18 protein-coding genes are annotated in these 17,594 nt (G+C 55.9%); 5 read left to right on the forward strand and 13 right to left on the reverse strand.

Going from position 1 to position 17,594, the window contains the following annotated elements:
• Nucleotides 1-4 precede the first annotated feature (4 nt).
• Together mlc and bioD are read left to right on the forward strand one after the other, a co-directional pair.
• Complete coding sequence (mlc, locus tag LOC22_RS20410) at nt 5-1,225, forward strand: sugar metabolism global transcriptional regulator Mlc (protein WP_003857451.1); 1,221 nt, start codon at nt 5-7, stop codon at nt 1,223-1,225.
• Between the two features lie 129 nt (nt 1,226-1,354).
• Nucleotides 1,355-2,050: a dethiobiotin synthase gene (gene bioD / locus LOC22_RS20415; RefSeq protein WP_015570628.1), complete on the forward strand. Its 696-nt coding sequence runs from the start codon at nt 1,355-1,357 to the stop codon at nt 2,048-2,050.
• Here the strand turns inward: bioD and clcB are convergent.
• The 8 genes from clcB to LOC22_RS20455 form a co-directional block, all read right to left on the reverse strand.
• Nucleotides 1,985-3,295, reverse strand: coding sequence for a voltage-gated ClC-type chloride channel ClcB (gene clcB, locus LOC22_RS20420; RefSeq protein WP_023296525.1), 1,311 nt, complete (start codon nt 3,293-3,295; stop codon nt 1,985-1,987). The two genes, bioD and clcB, sit on opposite strands and share 66 nt — an antisense overlap.
• Nucleotides 3,296-3,400: 105 nt before the next feature.
• Nucleotides 3,401-4,549 (reverse strand): osmoprotectant ABC transporter ATP-binding protein OsmV, encoded by a 1,149-nt coding sequence (gene osmV / locus LOC22_RS20425; protein WP_003857446.1) that lies wholly within the window; start codon nt 4,547-4,549, stop codon nt 3,401-3,403.
• Entirely contained in the window at nt 4,549-5,196 is a 648-nt protein-coding gene (osmW, locus tag LOC22_RS20430; RefSeq protein WP_006808875.1) for an osmoprotectant ABC transporter permease OsmW, read from the reverse strand. Before osmW ends, osmV begins: the two co-directional genes overlap by 1 nt.
• Before the next feature lie 8 nt (nt 5,197-5,204).
• On the reverse strand, nt 5,205-6,104 hold the full coding sequence (osmX, locus tag LOC22_RS20435) for an osmoprotectant ABC transporter substrate-binding protein OsmX (RefSeq protein WP_047365579.1): 900 nt from the start codon (nt 6,102-6,104) through the stop codon (nt 5,205-5,207).
• 18 nt (nt 6,105-6,122) lie between these two features.
• Complete coding sequence (osmY, locus tag LOC22_RS20440) at nt 6,123-6,833, reverse strand: osmoprotectant ABC transporter permease OsmY (RefSeq protein ID WP_003857442.1); 711 nt, start codon at nt 6,831-6,833, stop codon at nt 6,123-6,125.
• Between the two features lie 250 nt (nt 6,834-7,083).
• Complete coding sequence (locus tag LOC22_RS20445) at nt 7,084-7,833, reverse strand: YoaK family protein (RefSeq protein ID WP_017384553.1); 750 nt, start codon at nt 7,831-7,833, stop codon at nt 7,084-7,086.
• Nucleotides 7,834-7,979: 146 nt separating this feature from the next.
• A complete protein-coding gene (locus LOC22_RS20450) occupies nt 7,980-9,164 on the reverse strand; it encodes an MFS transporter (RefSeq protein ID WP_017694084.1) in 1,185 nt (394 codons plus the stop codon).
• Between the two features lie 57 nt (nt 9,165-9,221).
• On the reverse strand, nt 9,222-10,349 hold the full coding sequence (locus LOC22_RS20455) for an alpha/beta hydrolase (protein ID WP_032648188.1): 1,128 nt from the start codon (nt 10,347-10,349) through the stop codon (nt 9,222-9,224).
• 114 nt (nt 10,350-10,463) lie between these two features.
• Here LOC22_RS20455 and LOC22_RS20460 point away from each other — a divergent pair, with 114 nt between their 5' ends.
• The 3 genes from LOC22_RS20460 (at nt 10,464) to LOC22_RS20470 (ending at nt 12,464) form a co-directional block, all read left to right on the forward strand.
• Nucleotides 10,464-11,348 carry a LysR family transcriptional regulator gene (locus tag LOC22_RS20460; RefSeq protein ID WP_017384550.1) on the forward strand — a complete coding sequence of 295 codons (885 nt, stop codon included), beginning with the start codon at nt 10,464-10,466 and terminating at the stop codon, nt 11,346-11,348.
• 85 nt (nt 11,349-11,433) lie between these two features.
• Nucleotides 11,434-12,111 carry a type A chloramphenicol O-acetyltransferase gene (gene catA / locus LOC22_RS20465; RefSeq protein WP_015570622.1) on the forward strand — a complete coding sequence of 226 codons (678 nt, stop codon included), beginning with the start codon at nt 11,434-11,436 and terminating at the stop codon, nt 12,109-12,111.
• Between the two features lie 38 nt (nt 12,112-12,149).
• A complete protein-coding gene (locus LOC22_RS20470) occupies nt 12,150-12,464 on the forward strand; it encodes a hypothetical protein (protein ID WP_017694081.1) in 315 nt (104 codons plus the stop codon).
• Nucleotides 12,465-12,578: 114 nt separating this feature from the next.
• Here LOC22_RS20470 and LOC22_RS20475 read toward each other — a convergent pair whose 3' ends face one another.
• The 5 genes from LOC22_RS20475 to ynfE form a co-directional block, all read right to left on the reverse strand.
• Nucleotides 12,579-12,890, reverse strand: coding sequence for a YebG family protein (locus LOC22_RS20475; protein ID WP_017384548.1), 312 nt, complete (start codon nt 12,888-12,890; stop codon nt 12,579-12,581).
• Nucleotides 12,891-12,999: 109 nt separating this feature from the next.
• Entirely contained in the window at nt 13,000-13,614 is a 615-nt protein-coding gene (dmsD, locus tag LOC22_RS20480; protein ID WP_017694080.1) for a Tat proofreading chaperone DmsD, read from the reverse strand.
• Between the two features lie 44 nt (nt 13,615-13,658).
• Nucleotides 13,659-14,513, reverse strand: a complete 855-nt coding sequence (locus LOC22_RS20485; protein WP_017694079.1) for a dimethyl sulfoxide reductase anchor subunit family protein — start codon at nt 14,511-14,513, stop codon at nt 13,659-13,661.
• Nucleotide 14,514: 1 nt separating this feature from the next.
• The gene (locus tag LOC22_RS20490; protein ID WP_017384545.1) at nt 14,515-15,132 is read right to left on the reverse strand and encodes a DMSO/selenate family reductase complex B subunit; all 618 of its coding nucleotides are present in this window, start codon (nt 15,130-15,132) and stop codon (nt 14,515-14,517) included.
• Between the two features lie 10 nt (nt 15,133-15,142).
• Nucleotides 15,143-17,581 (reverse strand): selenate/tellurate reductase subunit YnfE, encoded by a 2,439-nt coding sequence (gene ynfE, locus LOC22_RS20495; protein WP_230239163.1) that lies wholly within the window; start codon nt 17,579-17,581, stop codon nt 15,143-15,145.
• Between the last annotated feature and the right edge of the window lie 13 nt (nt 17,582-17,594).

Raw genomic sequence — 17,594 nt, forward strand, 5'->3', positions numbered from 1 at the left:
CGAGGTGGTTGCTGATAGTCAGCCAGGGCATATCGATCAGATCAAGCAGACCAACGCGGGTGCCGTTTATCGCCTGATTGATCAGCTTGGTCCGGTTTCGCGTATCGATCTTTCGCGTCTGGCACAACTGGCACCCGCCAGTATTACCAAGATTGTCCGCGAAATGCTGGAAGCCCATCTGGTTCAGGAGACAGAAATTCAGGAGCCGGGCAGCCGTGGCCGTCCGGCGGTAGGGCTGGTGGTGGAAACGGAAGCCTGGCACTACCTGTCGCTGCGGATTAGCCGCGGGGAAATCTTCCTCGCGCTGCGCGACCTCAGCAGCAAGCTGGTGGTGGAAGACCGGCTGGAACTCCCGCTTAATGCAGAGCAACCACTTCTCGATGCCATTCTGACCCACATCGACCAGTTCTTTATTCGTCACCAGCAGCGTCTTGAACGTTTAACGGCGATTGCGATCACCCTGCCGGGAATTATTGATACCGAAAATGGCATTGTTCACCGCATGCCGTTTTATGAAAACGTCAAAGAGATGCCGCTGGGCGACGTGCTGGAAAACCACACCGGTGTGCCGGTCTACATTCAGCATGATATCAGCGCCTGGACGATGGCGGAGGCATTGTTTGGTGCCTCCCGGGGGGCGCGCGACGTAATTCAGGTGGTGATTGATCATAACGTTGGCGCAGGTGTGATCACCGACGGGCGTCTGTTGCATGCTGGCAGCAGTAGCCTGGTGGAGATCGGCCATACGCAGGTCGATCCGTACGGAAAACGCTGCTACTGCGGTAACCATGGCTGTCTGGAGACGATTGCCAGCGTCGAAAGCGTGCTGGAGCTGGCGCAGGTGCGGCTCAGCCAGTCGATGAGCTCCACGCTGCACGGTCAACCCTTAAGCGTCGAGGCACTGTGCGCTGCGGCAAGGCAGGGCGATCTGCTGGCGAAGGACATTATTACCGGCGTGGGCAATAATGTCGGGCGCATTCTGGCCATTATGGTGAACCTGTTTAACCCGCAAAAAATACTGATCGGCTCCCCGCTCAGTCAGGCGGCGGATATCCTCTTTCCGGCGATTTCCGCCTGCATCAATCAGCAGGCGCTTCCCGCGTACAGTAAAAACATCGTGGTCGAGAGTACGCAATTTTCCAACCAGGGTACGATGGCCGGCGCCGCGCTGGTAAAAGATGCGATGTACAACGGCTCGTTACTGATTCGTTTGCTACAGGGCTAACTCTTTTCCAGAGATGTACGAAAAATTGCGCTATCTCAAGCCCGGTAGCGCACGCATCCCGTAGACTTTCCCCACTGAATTATTTACCTGGTTTATATTTTGAAGCATACCCAAGAGGTGGAATGAGTCATGCTTAAGCGTTTCTTTATTACTGGTACGGATACGTCTGTCGGGAAGACAGTCGTATCCCGCGCGTTACTTCAGGCCCTGGCGGCAAGCGGTAAACGCGTTGCAGGATACAAGCCGGTTGCAAAAGGCAGTAAAGAGACGCCAGAAGGGCTGCGCAATAAGGATGCCCTGGTTCTGCAAAGCGTCTCGTCTCTGGAACTGCCTTATGATGCCGTTAATCCTATCGCCTTAAGCGAAGAGGAAAGCAGCGTCGCTCACAGTGGGCTTATCAACTACAGCCTGCTTTCTGATGGCCTGGCAAATCTGAGTGAAAAGGTTGACCACGTTGTCGTTGAAGGGACCGGCGGCTGGCGCAGCCTGATGAACGATTTACGTCCCCTTTCCGAATGGGTGGTGCAGGAGCAGTTGCCGGTGATTATGGTCGTGGGCATTCAGGAAGGGTGCATCAACCATGCCTTGCTGACGGCGCAGGCTATCGCTAATGACGGCCTGCCGCTGATTGGTTGGGTGGCGAACCGTATTAACCCGGGCCTTGCGCACTACGCTGAAATCATCGATGTGCTGAGCAAAAAGCTGCCTGGCCCGCTGGTGGGCGAACTGCCTTATCTGCCCCGCGCCGAGCAGCGCGAATTAGCGCACTACATCGATCTCTCGGCTTTCGGCGGTATGCTGGCCGTAGATCGAGTCGTGGCGTAGCGTTCTCGACAATACCGACGCCACAACACAGGCAACCAGCAAACCGGGAAGTAAAAAATACTGCCCGGTCATCTCACATACCATCAAGGCCGACATGATTGGCGCATGCGTTGTGGCGGCGAGCAGCGTCGCCATACCCGCCAGCCCGAGCAGGATCGCCGTCTCAGAGCCAGGAAACCACAGCGCAAAGATCTGCGCAAACAGCATTCCCGTTGCCATACCGACAAACAAGGTTGGCGTGAACACGCCTCCCGGCGCGCCGGACCCGCTGCTTGCCAGCACCGCCAGCAGTTTGCAAATAAAGACGCCAGCAATCACCGACAGCAGCGGCGGCGACTGCAAAAACGCCTGAACCACGCTATAGCCATTCCCCCATACCTTCGGCGTCAGCAGCGACAGCAGCCCGACGATCAGACCACCCAGCGCCAGCTGCCACGGCGGTGAAAGTTTGAGACGCAGAAACAGCCTGTGGCTGGCCGCCATCAGCCACATCAGCAGCGGGCCGCAAACGCCAGCCAGCAGACCCACGCCAACGATCAGGAAATAATCCACCGCCGTAAGCATCTCGCTGAGATGGACATCATATAGCGTATTCGCGCCGGGACTTAACAGGCGCGTGGTCAGCAGGGCCACTACAGCAGCAATCACCACCGGGCCGAGGGAGGCCAGCATCAGCGTGCCAAACAGGATCTCTGCGATAAACAGGCTGCCCGCCAGCGGCGCATGATAGGCGCTGGCCATCCCGGCGGCGGCACCGCAGGCGATCCACAGTTTCCATTCGGATTTCGGCGTACAACGTTGTGCAAAAAAGGAGGCGGCGAGGGCAGCAAGCAGGATCATGGCGCCTTCACGGCCGATGGCGCTGCCGCTGGCGACCACCAGCAACGACGCGAGGGATTTCACCAGGCTGGCGCCGTAATCAAACTGGCCGTCACCCGTCTCAAGCGCTTCCATATAATCGGTGGGGGCGTGGGGACGTTGTGCCGTCATGCGCTGCCATCCCCACAGTAGCATTCCCGCGGCCAGACCACCCAGCGCAGGCGTCAGCGCCCGCCGCCAGGGCGATAACGCGGCTGCGGCGTTCACCAGACTTCCGCTTTCGTTGCTGAGAAATAGCCACTCCAGCAGATACATGCTGTGGCGGAACACCGCAACGGCCAGCGCCGCCAGCACGCCGGTGACGGTAGCAATCAGGAGACGACGAAACATCGCGCGGATGTCGGGGTAAGCGTGAAGACGTTGCATGAAGCCGTGATTTAACGGGGACGATACAATATTGTGGCGGTAAATCGGGAGGTTAGCAAAAGGTATGCGTGCGGAAAAAGGCCGGGCAGTACCCGGCCTGAATGCTTAACTCTCGCTATGAATATTCAACGCCCGGCGCGTACGCCCTGAGCTCAAATACTCCGCAATATAATCCTGGGATATTTCGCCGTTATAGCGTCCGTCCTCGTCCACAATCGGCATCCAGCTGGTGTTGCTCTCATACAGGCGAGAAAGCACCACGCGCAGGTTATCCTCGGCCTTACCGGTCATGCGGAACGGATGCAGAATATCCCCGCAGCTGCCGCTGGCGTTACGCGCTTCGCGGCGCTTCACAAAGCCGAGCGGTTTGCCGTGCTCATCAACCACGGTAATGGCGCGAATATCGTTGTCATCCATGGTGGCGAAGGCCTCCGGCAGCGGCGTCGATTCGCGTACCGTAATGGTAGGCTGCTGGTCGGTGACGTCGCCCGCCGATACCAGCAGCAGGCGTTTCAACGTCCGGTCCTGACCAACAAACGAGCCAACAAACTCATTCGCGGGTTTCGCCAGCAGCTCGTCCGGGCTGGCGCACTGCACGATACGTCCCTGACGGAAGACGGCAATACGGTCGCCCAGCTTCAGCGCTTCGTCAATATCGTGGCTCACCAGCATCACGGTCTTTTTCAGCTTGCGCTGCATCTCCAGGAACTGGTTCTGGATCACCTCACGGTTAATCGGGTCGACCGCGCCGAACGGTTCATCCATCAGCAGGACCGGAGGATCCGCTGCCAGCGCGCGGATGACGCCGATACGCTGCTGCTGACCGCCGGACATTTCGCGCGGATAGCGGTGAAGGAATTTATGCGGATCCATTGCCACCATATCCATCAGCTCTTCGGCACGGGATTTACAGCGCGCTTTATCCCAGCCCAGCATGCGCGGCACGACGGTAATGTTCTCTTCGATGGTCATGTTGGGGAACAGGCCAATTTGCTGGATCACGTAGCCAATGTTGCGACGCAGGGTCACGGTGTCCATTCCGCTGGTGTCTTCGCCGTTAATCAGGATCGTCCCGCTGCTTGGCGTAATGAGACGGTTGATCATCTTCAGGGTAGTGGTTTTCCCGCAGCCGGACGGGCCGAGCAGCACGCACATTTCCCCTTCAGGCACGTTCAGGTTGACGTTGTCGACGGCCTTAAACGTCTGGCCGTGTTTCTGTGAAAATTGTTTGGTGAGGTTTTCCAGTTTTATCATTATCGAATCCCCTTCGGAGTCAGTACCACCTGCAAACGGTGCAGCAACCAGTCGAGCACAATCGCTAAAAGACAAATCATCAGCGCGCCCGCAATCAACATACGAATATCACTCCCGCCAATACCGTTAAGCAGCAGCAGGCCCAGCCCGCCCGCGCCGATCACGGCGGCAATCGCCATGACGCCGATGTTCATCACCACGGCGGTGCGGATGCCGCCAAAAATCACCGGCAACGCCATCGGGATTTCCACCCAGCGCAGACGCTGCCAGAAGGTCATGCCGATGCCGCGTCCCGCTTCACGCAGGCCCGGCGGCAGGCTGTCGAGCGCCGTGTGGGTGTTACGCACAATCGGCAGCAGCGAATAGAGGAACACTGCCGTAATCGCGGGCAGGGCGCCAATGCCCTGACCGATCAGCGAAAAGAGCGGGATCATCAGGCCGAAAAGCGCAATTGACGGGATGGTGAGCACAATGGTGGCAATCCCCAGCACCGGCGTTGCCAGCCATTTATGGCGGACAATTAAAATGCCCAGCGGCACGCCAATAATAATCGCCAGGCCCACGGCGAGCGCCACCAGCCACAGGTGTTGCAGCGTCAGGGTTAAGAGATAGTCCCAGTTGTCGAGAATATAGTGAATCGTCTCCATAGCGCCTCCTACAGCAACTGTTTGCTACGCAGGAAATCACGGGCGACCTGCTGCGGTGACTGATGATCGATATCCACCTTCTTATTCAGTTCGGTGATAACGTCGTTATTGAGCTGGGCTGATAGGGTGTTCAGCGCCTCCTCCAGCCCCGGATTAGCCTCCAGCGTGTCTTTTCGAACAACTGGCGTCACGGCGTAACTCGGGAAGAAGCCTTTATCATCTTCCAGCACTTTAAGATCGAAGCCCTTTACGCGCCCGTCGGTGGTGTAGATCAACCCCGCATCGACAAACCCGTCGCGCACCGCGTTATAGACCAGACCCGGATCCATCTGGCGGATCTGCGGGCGGTCCAGCTCCATGTTGTAGGCCGCCTGCAACGGTTTCATCCCGTCGCTGCGCCCGGCAAATTCCAGGTCAAGGCCCAGCAGCCAGTTGTTATCCGGATCGGTTTTACGGATCTGCTCAATCTTTGCCACCATCTCAGACATGGTATTGATATGTTCAGCCTCGGCGCGCTTGCGCTGCATGGCAAAGGCATAGGTATTGTTCATATCGGCAGGTTTAAGCCACACCAGACCGTGCTTCGCATCGAGGCGTTTCACCGTCTCGTACGATTCCTGCGGCAACATGCGTTTGTTGATGTGGTTGAAGATGATCAGCGAGGTGCCGGTATACTCCCAGGTCATATCAATCTGCTTGTTGATCATCGCGTTACGGGAAATCACCGTTGCAATATTGGTCTGAGGCTGTACCTGAAACCCTTTCTTTTGCAGATACTGCACGGTCATGGCCGAGAGAATGTGCTGCTCGGTAAAGCTCTTGGTGGCCAGGATCAGCGGCGCGGCGAGCGCCTGGCTGGTGAAGAGCGCGGCGGCGCATAGCGCCGTCAGCCCGGAAAACAGTCTCATAGATGCTCCTTGTTATAATTATCGCGCGAGATGCGGGCTCAGTAATCGACCCAGTGCCGCCAGCAGCGTATCCAGAATCAGGGCGAACAGAGCGGTGGCCGCCGCGCCCAGGATCAGCGTCGGGAAATCATTCAGATAGATCCCCGGGAAAATCAGCTCGCCGTAGCTGCTGGCGCCAATCAGGAATGCCAGCGGTGCGGTACCGACGTTAATCGCAGTGGCAATGCGAATACCGGAAAGCATCACCGGCCACGCGTTAGGGATCTCAACCTGACGCAGGCGCTGCCATTTGGTCATGCCGATACCGTTTGCCGCTTCCAGCAACGACGCGGGAACAGAGCACAGCCCGGCATAGGTGTTACGCACAATCGGCAGCAGAGAGGCCAGAAAGAGGGCGATAATGGCCGGTTTATCACCGATGCCAATCACCACCATCGCCAGTGCCAGAACGGCCAGCGGCGGCAGGGTGTTGCCCACGTTAAAGATTTGCATCACATATTCGGCGATACCACGCGCGGCCGGACGGCTCAGCAGAATACCGCTTGGAATGCCCACCAGCAGGGCAAAGAACATGGATGAAAAGACCAGAATCAGGTGCTGTTGCCCGAGGTAAATCAGGTCAACCTGGCGCGCCTTAATCGTTTCCAGTCCTATTCCCCAGGTGAGGAGAGCGAGAACCACGATAATCGCGCCGACAAAAAGCAGCGAACGTTTAAGTAATGGGTGCATTGCGGTGTGTCTCCCTGTGCGCATGCGTTATAGCAACCACCGGTTGCCTGTTGTTATGCCATGTTTCGGCAGGGGTACTTCACCTATAGCAAGCGAAACGGAAGGGTTCCAGCGAAGGGGGTAAATCAGTAACCCTATGAAATTAGTGACAACCTGAGTGAAGCCTTATGGCATAAGGGCTGTCAGTGGGCAGGCAGAATAGTCTTAAAGAAGTACGCCTTACGTGACAACGTCACATAAAGCGTGCTGATTATACTTGTCGACTGAGCGCGGCGCGCACCTTGCGTACGCGCCACGAGATGCGGACGATAGAGAAGGCGGCGACGATTACCAGCAACAGGCCCAGCGCCAGCATCGCGTGGAATCCAAACTCTCTGAACAGGATCAGCCCCGCGATCCCGCCGCTGATAAAGGAGAAAAGGGTAGTTAAATGGGTTTTGAGCTGACTCTTTTGCGCGGCCGTATCTTTGGAGTAATCCCGGCGCAGCATGGCGACCATAACGGAGGCCAGCGAAATGCCCGCATCGGTCAGCGTGCCGGTGATGTGCGTGGATCTCACCCGACCGCCGGATAGTTGAGTGGAGGTGGAATTATGAATTCCCATCAACCCGCACAGGAAAATAATAATCTCCTGATTCGTGGCGAAGGAGTGAAAATACATTTCGTACAGGGATACCCCGGCCAGTAATAACCCTTCAACAAACAGAACCTGGCTGAATACCAGCCTGACGTTATGGATAATCCCCCAGATAACAATAATCCGCGCAGCGATGGCGCCTGAGACAAACGAAAGAATAATGGCACCAAAGAAAAGAATATCGCTGAGATCGGTGGAGGAAACTTCGCTGGATAGCTGCGAGGTATTGCCCGTCATATGCGAGGGAAAAAAACCGAACGCGCCCAGCGCAATGGCATTCAGCAGTCCCGCGGAGGTCGCCAGCCAGAGGGCAAGACGACGATCCTCCTGATGCGTTCGTTCTTTCTTTAATTTAATCAGCAAAGAATACCTCCGGTTTGAGCTTTGCCTGAACGCTCAAGCTAACAAAGCGATGTCGCTGGCTGACCAGGATATTGCTTAATTATTATTTCAACGGGAGGTGAGCGAGGTTTTGTAATTAAATAAAACAACCCTGTTAATATAATGCCTTATTTCCGATGGCGCGACGTCGTAAAAGTCAGCACCCCTGCACTCAGGAGTAATATGCTGCTTAAAGCGAAGGTGCTCTGCCAGCCAAAGGTATCAAACACCACGCCACCCGCCGTTGAGCCAAGCGCAATAGAGAGTTGGATCACCGCGACCATTAGCCCGCCGCCAGCCTCGGCATCTTCCGGTAACGTACGGGCTATCCACGTCCACCAGCCCGTGGGGGCCGCAGTTGCCAGCATTCCCCAGAAACCTAACAGCAGGGCCACGATCCACAGGCTGTCCCCGGTGAGCATTAATACCCCTGCAATCAGCGCCATAAGCAGCGGTATGGCCATTAAGGTGAGGTAAAACGCGGCATTCAGGACCAGCGCGACGATCAGCGTGCCGATGAAACCTGCGATACCGATAGTGAGCAGGATCAGCGATAAGCCGGAAGGACTGACGTGGGTGACGGTTTCGAGGAAGGGGCGCACATAGGTAAATAACGCAAACTGTCCCATGAAGAACAGGCCGCACGCCATCAGACCCACCGAAACCGCAGGCTGGTGGAGCAGGCGAAATACGCTTTTATGTGGCGACGGCCGCTGGTTCCCGCCCATGTTGGGCAGGCTAAAATATTGCCAGATGAACGCCACAATCGCCACGGGAACCAGGCAAAGAAACGCGCCGCGCCAGCCAATGGTCGAGCCGAGATAACTGCCCAGCGGGGCGGCGACCACCGTCGCCAGCGCGTTGCCGCCGTTAAAAATCGCCAGCGCACGAGAGACCTGATGCTGAGGCACCAGCCGAATGGCGGTGGCAGCAGACATCGACCAGAAACCGCCGATGGCGATGCCGATCAGCGCCCGGCCTGCCATATACATCAAAGCGTTTGGGGCGAAGGTGATAATGATCCCTGACAGCGCCATCAGGACGGTCATGCCTGAAAGAAGATGTTTGCGATTCATATTCCCGGCAAGCCGGGAAAGAAAAAGGCTGGTCAGGACAGCCAGCGCACCAGAGAGGGCGATCCCCTGGCCAGCCGTCCCCTCTGTCACCCCTAAATCTCTGGCGAGGGGCGTGAGCAGACTGACGGGCATAAATTCCGAGGCAATGAGGACAAAAACGCACAGGGTCATGGCAAAAATACCGCCCCAGTGTGCACGCTCAGCATCACGGGATGAGGTTTGATTCAGTGTGGACATAGGTGTAATTCACGGCGAAGAGAAGATAAGCCCCCTGATTGCCGGGGGCTAAGAGAATTAATCCAGACTGGTTTTGAAAAACTGCCCGAACTGCGCGAACGGGATTTTCCCTGCGACGTTATCGTAGAGATCAACGTGATTCGCACCGGGAACAATCACCAGTTCTTTCTGTTTGCTGCCGACAGCTTTAAACGCATCTTCCGCAAAATAACGTGAGTGCGCGTTTTCACCGGTCACAATCAGCGTTGGGATGGTGATCTCCCCGGCATAGCTCAGCAGCGGCATATTCATAAAGGACAACGGCATGGTCGCGGTCCATGCGCCGGTGGAGTTTACGGAACGGGCATGGAAGCCGCGCGGCATACGGTAGTAATCATAGAACTCTTTCAGTACCGGATGCGGATCGGCGGGCAATGCTTCCGGCAGAATACGCCCGGCCGCCGTTACCTTACCGTTTTCATCGACATAAATATCGTGGCCGCCATGGGCGAAGGTGCCGCTTTCAGCATCTTTCCAGCGTTGCGCGTTCAGATACTGCAACACGGCCCGGCGATCGGCCGCTGAATAACGATCTTTCCCGTCGCCCACGCCGTGACCCATCGCGCGGCTCATATCGTACATTACGCTGGTGGCGACCGCCTTCACGCGGGTATCCATGGATGCCGCGTTCAGCGCCATACCACCCCAGCCGCAGATCCCGAGAATGCCGATACGGTTACGGTCGACTTCTTTCTGTAATCCGAGGAAATCCACTGCGGCGCTAAAGTCTTCGGTGTTGATGTCAGGGGAGGCAACGTTACGCGGCTGGCCGCCGCTTTCACCCGTGTAGGATGGGTCGAAGGCCAGGGTCACGAACCCCTGTTCAGCCAGAGTCTGGGCGTAAAGACCACTGGATTGTTCTTTTACCGCACCGAACGGTCCACTGACGGCAATCGCCGCCAGCTTCTGGTCGCCGCTGTTCCTGGGAATGTACAGATCGCCGACCAGGGTGATCCCGTATCGGTTCTCGAACGTCACCTTGCGGTGGTCGACTTTATTGCTCTCGGCGAAGGTCTTATCCCAGGTTGTCACCATCGAAACGGGGGCGGCAGGATTTCGTGTTTCTGCATAACTCATTGTTGTCACTCCACTTAATGATGCGCATAGCAGCAGCGCAACGGACAGTTTTTGGGTGAATGTTTGCATAAGAGGTACCGTGTGTTGTTGTAATGCGGTCATTATAGTTAGCAGAAATAGTGCTGATTAGAGGCCAAAGGCTGCTAGGATTAATATCATATTGTTATGAATTGATGAGGCATGATGGCGAAGCGGGAAAACTACAATGAGCTGTATCTGTTTATCCAGGTGGTGCGGGAGGGAAGCTTCACGGCAGCCGCGCAACGGCTCGGGCTGGCACAATCCGGGATCAGTCGATCGGTTCGCGAGCTGGAAGAGCGGCTGGGCGTTCGGCTTCTGGTGCGTACAACGCGCAAACTGTCGCTGACCCACGCCGGGGAGCAACTTTACCAGACCGCTGGTTCAGCCTTTGATGCGCTCGATACCGGGCTGACCAGACTGGCGCATTACCGCCAGACGCCATCCGGCACGGTGCGTATTAATGCCAGCCAGCACGCCATCGAAAAATGCCTGCTGCCAAAGCTCGCTATCTTCAAACAGCGTTACCCGGATATCCGTCTGGAATTGATGAATGAGAGCCGGTTCGTGGATATCATTGCCGAGCGATTCGACGCGGGCGTCCGGCTTGGGCCGGAGGTGGGACAAGGAATGATTGCCGTGCGCATCACGCCCGATATGGAGATGGCTGTGGTTGCCGCTCCGGCGCATTTTCGGCGCTATGGTTTCCCGCAGACGCCCGCCGATCTGGATGCTCATCCCTGCATTGCCTACCAGTTTGCCGACGGTAACCACTATCAATGGGAGCTTGTTCAGGACGGGAAGCATGTTACTCACCGCCCGGAGGGGCAATGGGCCTTTTCCGACAGCTACATGGAGGCCGAAGCGGCCCGGCTGGGACTCGGGCTGGCCTATGTCCCGGTTGAGCTGGTGGCTGACGATCTGGAGCGTGGCACGCTTATACGCGTCTTACAGCGCTACAGCCTGCGGATGGACGGACTGTACCTCTATTATCCACACCGCAACGTATCCCCGGCGCTGAGAGCGGTGATTGATACGCTGAAAATTTAGGGTGCCTCTTCGCTACGGTCTATACAGCCCCTACGTTTGTGATACGCTACTATTTTATATAGCGCAGCTCAACTAAGGCTCTGAAATGACAAAAATAATGCCAGAATATACGGTAGTTGACTTATCACGTTGGGCAAGAAAGGAACACTTTGAAGTATTTCAGGGCTTTGCTCAATCTACATTTAACCAAACGGTTCAGCTGGACATTACCGTGCTGCTAAAGCATATCAAAGAGGTTGGCTGGAAATTTTATCCTGCGATTATTTCCCTTATTTCTGACGTCGTAAACCGGCATCCGGAATTCCGTATGGCCATGAAGGATGATGAGCTTGTAATATGGAATGAGGTTCATCCAAGCTATACCCTTTTCCATAAAGAAACGGAGACATTTTCATCGTTATGGAGTCATTACGATGGAAATATTCACCATTTTCAGCGCGTTTATGCAGAAGATGTTGCCCGCTATGGCAATATCCTTGCTTACTGGCCTAAAGAAGAGTCCCGGGAGAATATATTCTTCATATCGGATATTCCGTGGGTCAGCTTTAGCAGTTTCAACGTCAACGTCGCTAACATGCGGAATTTTTTTGCGCCCATGTTCACGTTTGGAAAATACTATAACCAGGATGGAAAGGTCTTGTTGCCTTTCGCCGTTCAGGTCCATCATTCTGTCTGTGACGGTTTCCATGTGGCCAGGCTGATCAACGAGTTACAAGAGTTGTGTGATAATTTACCGCACCATTCAGAGGCGCTCAACGTGTGATTCACGTGTTTTTAACATACGCCTGACGAGGGGAAATAATGGAACCGAATTTTACGCCAGAACAGATTGAAATGATTAACCGCATTGTTTTCGAGCAGATCGAGATCATGCATGAGAAAGTAGCTGAAATAATCGCAGATACAGAGACGGTGGCGCATCAGCGCCTGAAGGATAACGGGATCACTACGACAGATTTCTATCCTGCAAATAAAAACTTCCTGATGATGACCCTTGTACAGGATCTGATAGATAAAGTGCACGGGGGCGATAAGGACCTGGCCAAAACAATGATAACCATGGAAGCAAAAAGGCTGAATATCAGCGTAAACGTTGAGGCGGACAAATCAAGATAACAGGACGTATTTTCAGGGTTACGGTTGATGAATATAAGGTTCAGCCGACCTTAATAAAGCCGCGAGCCGTTTCCGGCCCGCGGCGGCAGGACAGGTGATGAGACGCTCTGACGATCAGGCGGCTTTGACGGCCCGGATTTTTTTGCTGCTGTCCGCATCTGATGCTGTTTTATCCGTTTCAGCATTGAGCTCGGGAAGCTTGCTGGTACGCAGGATATGCTGCACGGACTCTTTCTGCTCGGCGAGATAAAGACCAAGGTTCTCCGCCTGCGTTTCATCCATCTGCATTCCGCTTTGCAACAGCCAGTCGGTAAACGCTTCTGCCATATCGAGCAGCTTGTCGTGAGCGTCAGCCTCTTTCTTACTGGCAAATGTCATTTTTTCTTCACCTTTTCTTACGACAACAAATTTTGTTTCAACAGCCATTGTGCACCCCCGTATACTGTAATTATATACAGTATAGCAGTTGTGACGTTGTGTTGCAGCAAAAATGTGCGAGCCTGGCCTGCACAACGGGTGGACAAGCCAGGTGCTGTTATCGGTACAGCGTTTTTTCGACAATCGGGATCAGCAAAGTGGACTGCCATTCCGCCAGCGTCAGCTGGGCAAGTTTACCCAGCGCGGTGTAGAACGGATGGGCCGCGTTTTCAACGAATACGCTAAGGAAACGCGTGCTCCATGGCAGCAGATGCCAGGCAAGAAGCTGGTCGCGTTCTGTTTCGCGACCGTTCTCGGCAAGCCATGCCGCCAGCATCAGCAACGTTCCGAAATGATCTTCGGGCTCATTCTGCTGCATCTCAAAGGCGATATGGTTTTCACGCATCCACTGACGCAACGCGAGGGTCGAATCGCCAAACAGCACGGACTCGCGATCAAGCCAGACCGAGCCCCACGGGGGGGCGGGCAGGGCATACGGGCCAATAAACAGACGCTGCCAGGCGTCTTTCAACGCTTCATCCGATGGGGTCTTAAACATACTGGCGACAGGCAGCAGATTTCCCTCCGCCAGCGGCCAGTCCTGAACCCAGTCACCTGCGGTCAGGGCACTCACCAGCGGCGCGGTCTGCTCGCTGTCTGGAGCGAAATAAAACAGCGCGCCCAGTACCCGGGCGCTGAACGCGAACGATTCGCGGTGTGAGACGTCATTCATTACAACTTTCCTTACTTGCGCGCGGGTAGCCCCGCGCACCTGTGTTAACCTGCAATTGCTAACCCTGCGGTCATATGCAGACCATAAAATAGCCCACGGCCAATCAGTTCACCCAGCGCCACCAGCACGACACCTGCAAACAGGCCGAGCGTTTTTGGCTCCTGACGACGAATCAGCGGGCAGATCCAGCAGCCTAAACCCGCCGCCAGCAACGCGATGCGCCATACCTGAAGCGAACCATAATCCGGAAGCAGGGCGTTAGCCTGCTGGATGGAACTCTGTATTGTCCCCAGCGTATTGCTTTGCAACACGACGACCGCCACGCAGACGATAAGTGCCAGTACGCTGACTGACGCAGCAAGAGTACCTTTGAATGTCACGTTTGCGACGCGCAGCAGCAGCGCGGCCAGCAGAGGACCAGCCAGAACCATCGTCAGGAAGAAGCTCAGCGTGGTGTAACCCGTATACCAGGTCGGGACAGTCTCAATCTGATAGACCCGGGTCATCGCCCAGACAAAAACGATGCCCAGGATCTGGCTGACAACCAGCCAGATTTTGCCCAAAGCTGGGGGCATTTTACCGATAACCGACACCAGCCACCAGAAACCGCCCACGGCAAAGAAGATCGAACCCGCCGCGATCTCATTACTCAGCGCTGACGCGCCCACGCGGTTAAGCGAGTTGAAGGCACGCAGCGGGGAGCCAAGATGCAGTACCGAGGCCATAAACCCAATACCCATTACCAGCCAGAGAAAAAACAGGCTGCGCACGATGCGCATGCTGGCCTTGTCATCATTTTCCTTAAGCCAGACGAAGCCCATCACGATTAACGCGCCGGCCACGCACTGCCCGAAAACGGTGAAGATCACCAGCGGCCATTCATGCCATCCACTTCCCATCTCACACCTCCTTCGGGTTTGCCAGGTAGCCGGTGGTGTCACCCGTCGGACGGCTGTTGGCGTTAGGTTTAATCACAATACTCGGCTTCGTGAAGTGCGCAGACGGCAGCGGCGCGACGGCAGCAAGCTGACCGTGTTTTTTGCGCAGCTCTTCAATCGGGCCAAAGTCCAGCGCGCGCAGCGGGCAGGATTCGACGCAGATGGGCTTTTTGCCGTCCGCCACGCGGCTGTGGCAGCCGTCGCACTTGGTCATGTGGCCTTTGGCGGCATTGTACTGCGGCGCGCCGTACGGGCAGGCCATGTGGCAGTAGCGACAGCCGATGCAGACATCCTCGTCCACCACCACAAAACCGTCGTCGCGCTTGTGCATTGCCCCGCTCGGGCAGACCTTGGTGCAGGCCGGATCTTCGCAGTGGTTGCAGGCAATCGACAGGTAATAGGCGAAGACATTCTGATGCCAGACGCCGTTGTCCTCCTGCCAGTCGCCGCCCGCATATTCATAAATACGCCGGAAGCTGACGTCCGGGGTCAGGTCTTTGTAATCCTTGCAGGCCAGCTCGCAGGTTTTACACCCGGTGCAGCGGCTGGAATCAATAAAAAATCCATACTGGGTAGTCATCGGTTAATCCTTATGCCTTCTCGATCTGCACCAGGTTCGTGTGCTGCGGGTTGCCTTTCGCCAGCGGTGACGGGCGGTGTGTGGTCAGGGTATTGATGCAGGAGCCGTGATCGACACGATCGCCGTTCATGTTGGCGTCATGCCAGGCGCCCTGGCCCATCGCGCTTACGCCGGGCATGATGCGCGGGGTGACTTTCGCGGCAATACGCACTTCGCCGCGGTCGTTGAAGACGCGCACCATATCCCCGTTTTTGATTCCACGTTGCTCCGCATCCACAGGGTTAAGCCACACCTCCTGGCGACAGGCGGCCTGGAGCACATCCACGTTGCCGTAGCTGGAGTGGGTACGGGCTTTAAAGTGGAAACCGAACAGTTGCAGCGGGAATTTGCTGCGCTCGGGCGCGTCCCAGCCTTCAAAGGTTGAGGTATAGACCGGCAGCGGGGTGATGGTTTCGTCTTTTTGCAGTTCCCAGGTTGCCGCAATATCCGCCAGCTTGCTGGAGTAGATCTCGATTTTGCCCGACGGGGTTTTCAGCGGATTGGCATCCGGATCGTCACGGAATTTTTTATAGGCCACAAAATGTCCGTTAGGATCTTTGCGCTTATAAATACCCATTTTTTTCAGCGCATCGTAGGATGGCAGCAGCGGATCTTTGGCGACCATTTTGGCGTACAGGTAGCGCAGCCACTGCTCCTGCGTACGGCCTTCGGTGAATTTCTGATGGATATCCGGTCCGAGGCGTTTCGCCACTTCACTCATGATCCAGTAGATGGGCTTGCGCTCGAACTTCGGGGCGGTAACCGGCTGGAGAAAAATCAGGTATCCCATGTTGCCGGCGTAATCGTTGGGGATGATATCTTCCTGCTCGACGGTCATCAGGTCCGGCAGAACAATATCGGCATACTTCGCGGACGAGGTCATAAAGTTGTCGATGACGACGATCGTTTCGCACTTGTTCTCATCCTGCAAAATGTCGTGAGTTTTGTTGATATCGGAATGCTGGTTGATGATGGTATTACCCGCGTAGTTCCAGATGAACTTGATCGGCACATCGAGCTTATCTTTGCCGCGTACGCCGTCGCGCAGGGCGGTCATCTCCGGTCCACGGGCAATGGCATCCGTCCAGCTGAAGCAGGAAATTTGCGTTTTCACCGGATTTTCCGGCAGCGGCATGCGTTCGATGGTGATGGTGTAGGTCGATTCGCGCGCGCCGCTGTTGCCGCCGTTAATGCCGACGTTGCCGGTCAGGATCGGCAGCATGGCGATGGCGCGGGACGTTTGCTCCCCGTTAGCCTGACGCTGCGGGCCCCAGCCTTGGCAAATGTAGGCCGGTTTCGCCGAACCGATTTCACGGGCCAGCTTAATGATGCGATCGGCAGGGATGCCCGTTATTCGAGACGCCCACTCAGGGGTTTTCGCGGTTTTGTCATCACCATGGCCGAGAATATAGGCTTTGTAATGACCATTAGCCGGTGCGCCTTCCGGCAGGGTTTTTTCGTCATAACCCACGCAGTATTTATCGAGGAAAGGTTGATCGACCAGATTTTCATTAATCAGCACCCACGCAATACCAGCCACCAGCGCGGCATCGGTGCCAGGACGAATTGGGATCCACTCGTCTTCACGCCCTGCGGCAGTGTCGGTATAGCGTGGATCGATAACGATCATCCGCGCGTTTGACCGTTCGCGCGCCTGCTCGAGGTAGTAAGTGATCCCGCCGCCGCTCATGCGCGTTTCCGCCGGATTATTGCCGAACATCACGACCAGTTTGGTGTTTTCGATATCCGATGTGCTGTTGCCGTCGTTGCTGCCGTAGGTGTAGGGCATTGCGCAGGCGATCTGCGCGGTGCTGTAGGTGCCGTAGTGGCTGAGGAAGCCGCCGTAGCAGTTCATCAGGCGCGCGACCAGCGAGGCATAAGGGGAGGAGCGGGTGATGTTGCCGCCTACAATTCCGGAGGAGTAGTTAATGTAGACCGCTTCGTTGCCGTATTTTTCGACCACGCTTTTCAGGCTCGCGGCGATGGTGTCCAGCGCTTCTTCCCAGGTGATACGCTCAAACTTGCCTTCTCCGCGTTTGCCCACGCGTTTCATCGGATAATTCAGACGGTCTGGGTGATTAATGCGACGGCGAATTGAACGGCCTCGCAGGCAGGCGCGAACCTGATGGTTGCCGTAGATATCCTCGCCGGTATTATCCGTTTCAACCCAGTAGACTTCGTCATCGCGAACGTGCAGACGCAGCGCGCAGCGGCTACCGCAGTTTACCGAGCAGGCGCCCCAGACGACTTTATCTTCTGCGGGCTGAATAGCGGACTGCACAGCGGCGGCGGCGCTTTTCAGACCAAAAGGTAATGCGATCCCACCGGCGGCAAGCGCCAGGGATCCTATGGCAGTAGATTTAACCAGAGTTCGACGGCTTAAACCGCCGTGATGTTCAACTTCGGACATAACTCACCCCATC

Source organism: Enterobacter sp. AN-K1 (assembly GCF_020971765.1).
GTDB lineage: Bacteria > Pseudomonadota > Gammaproteobacteria > Enterobacterales > Enterobacteriaceae > Enterobacter > Enterobacter hormaechei_C.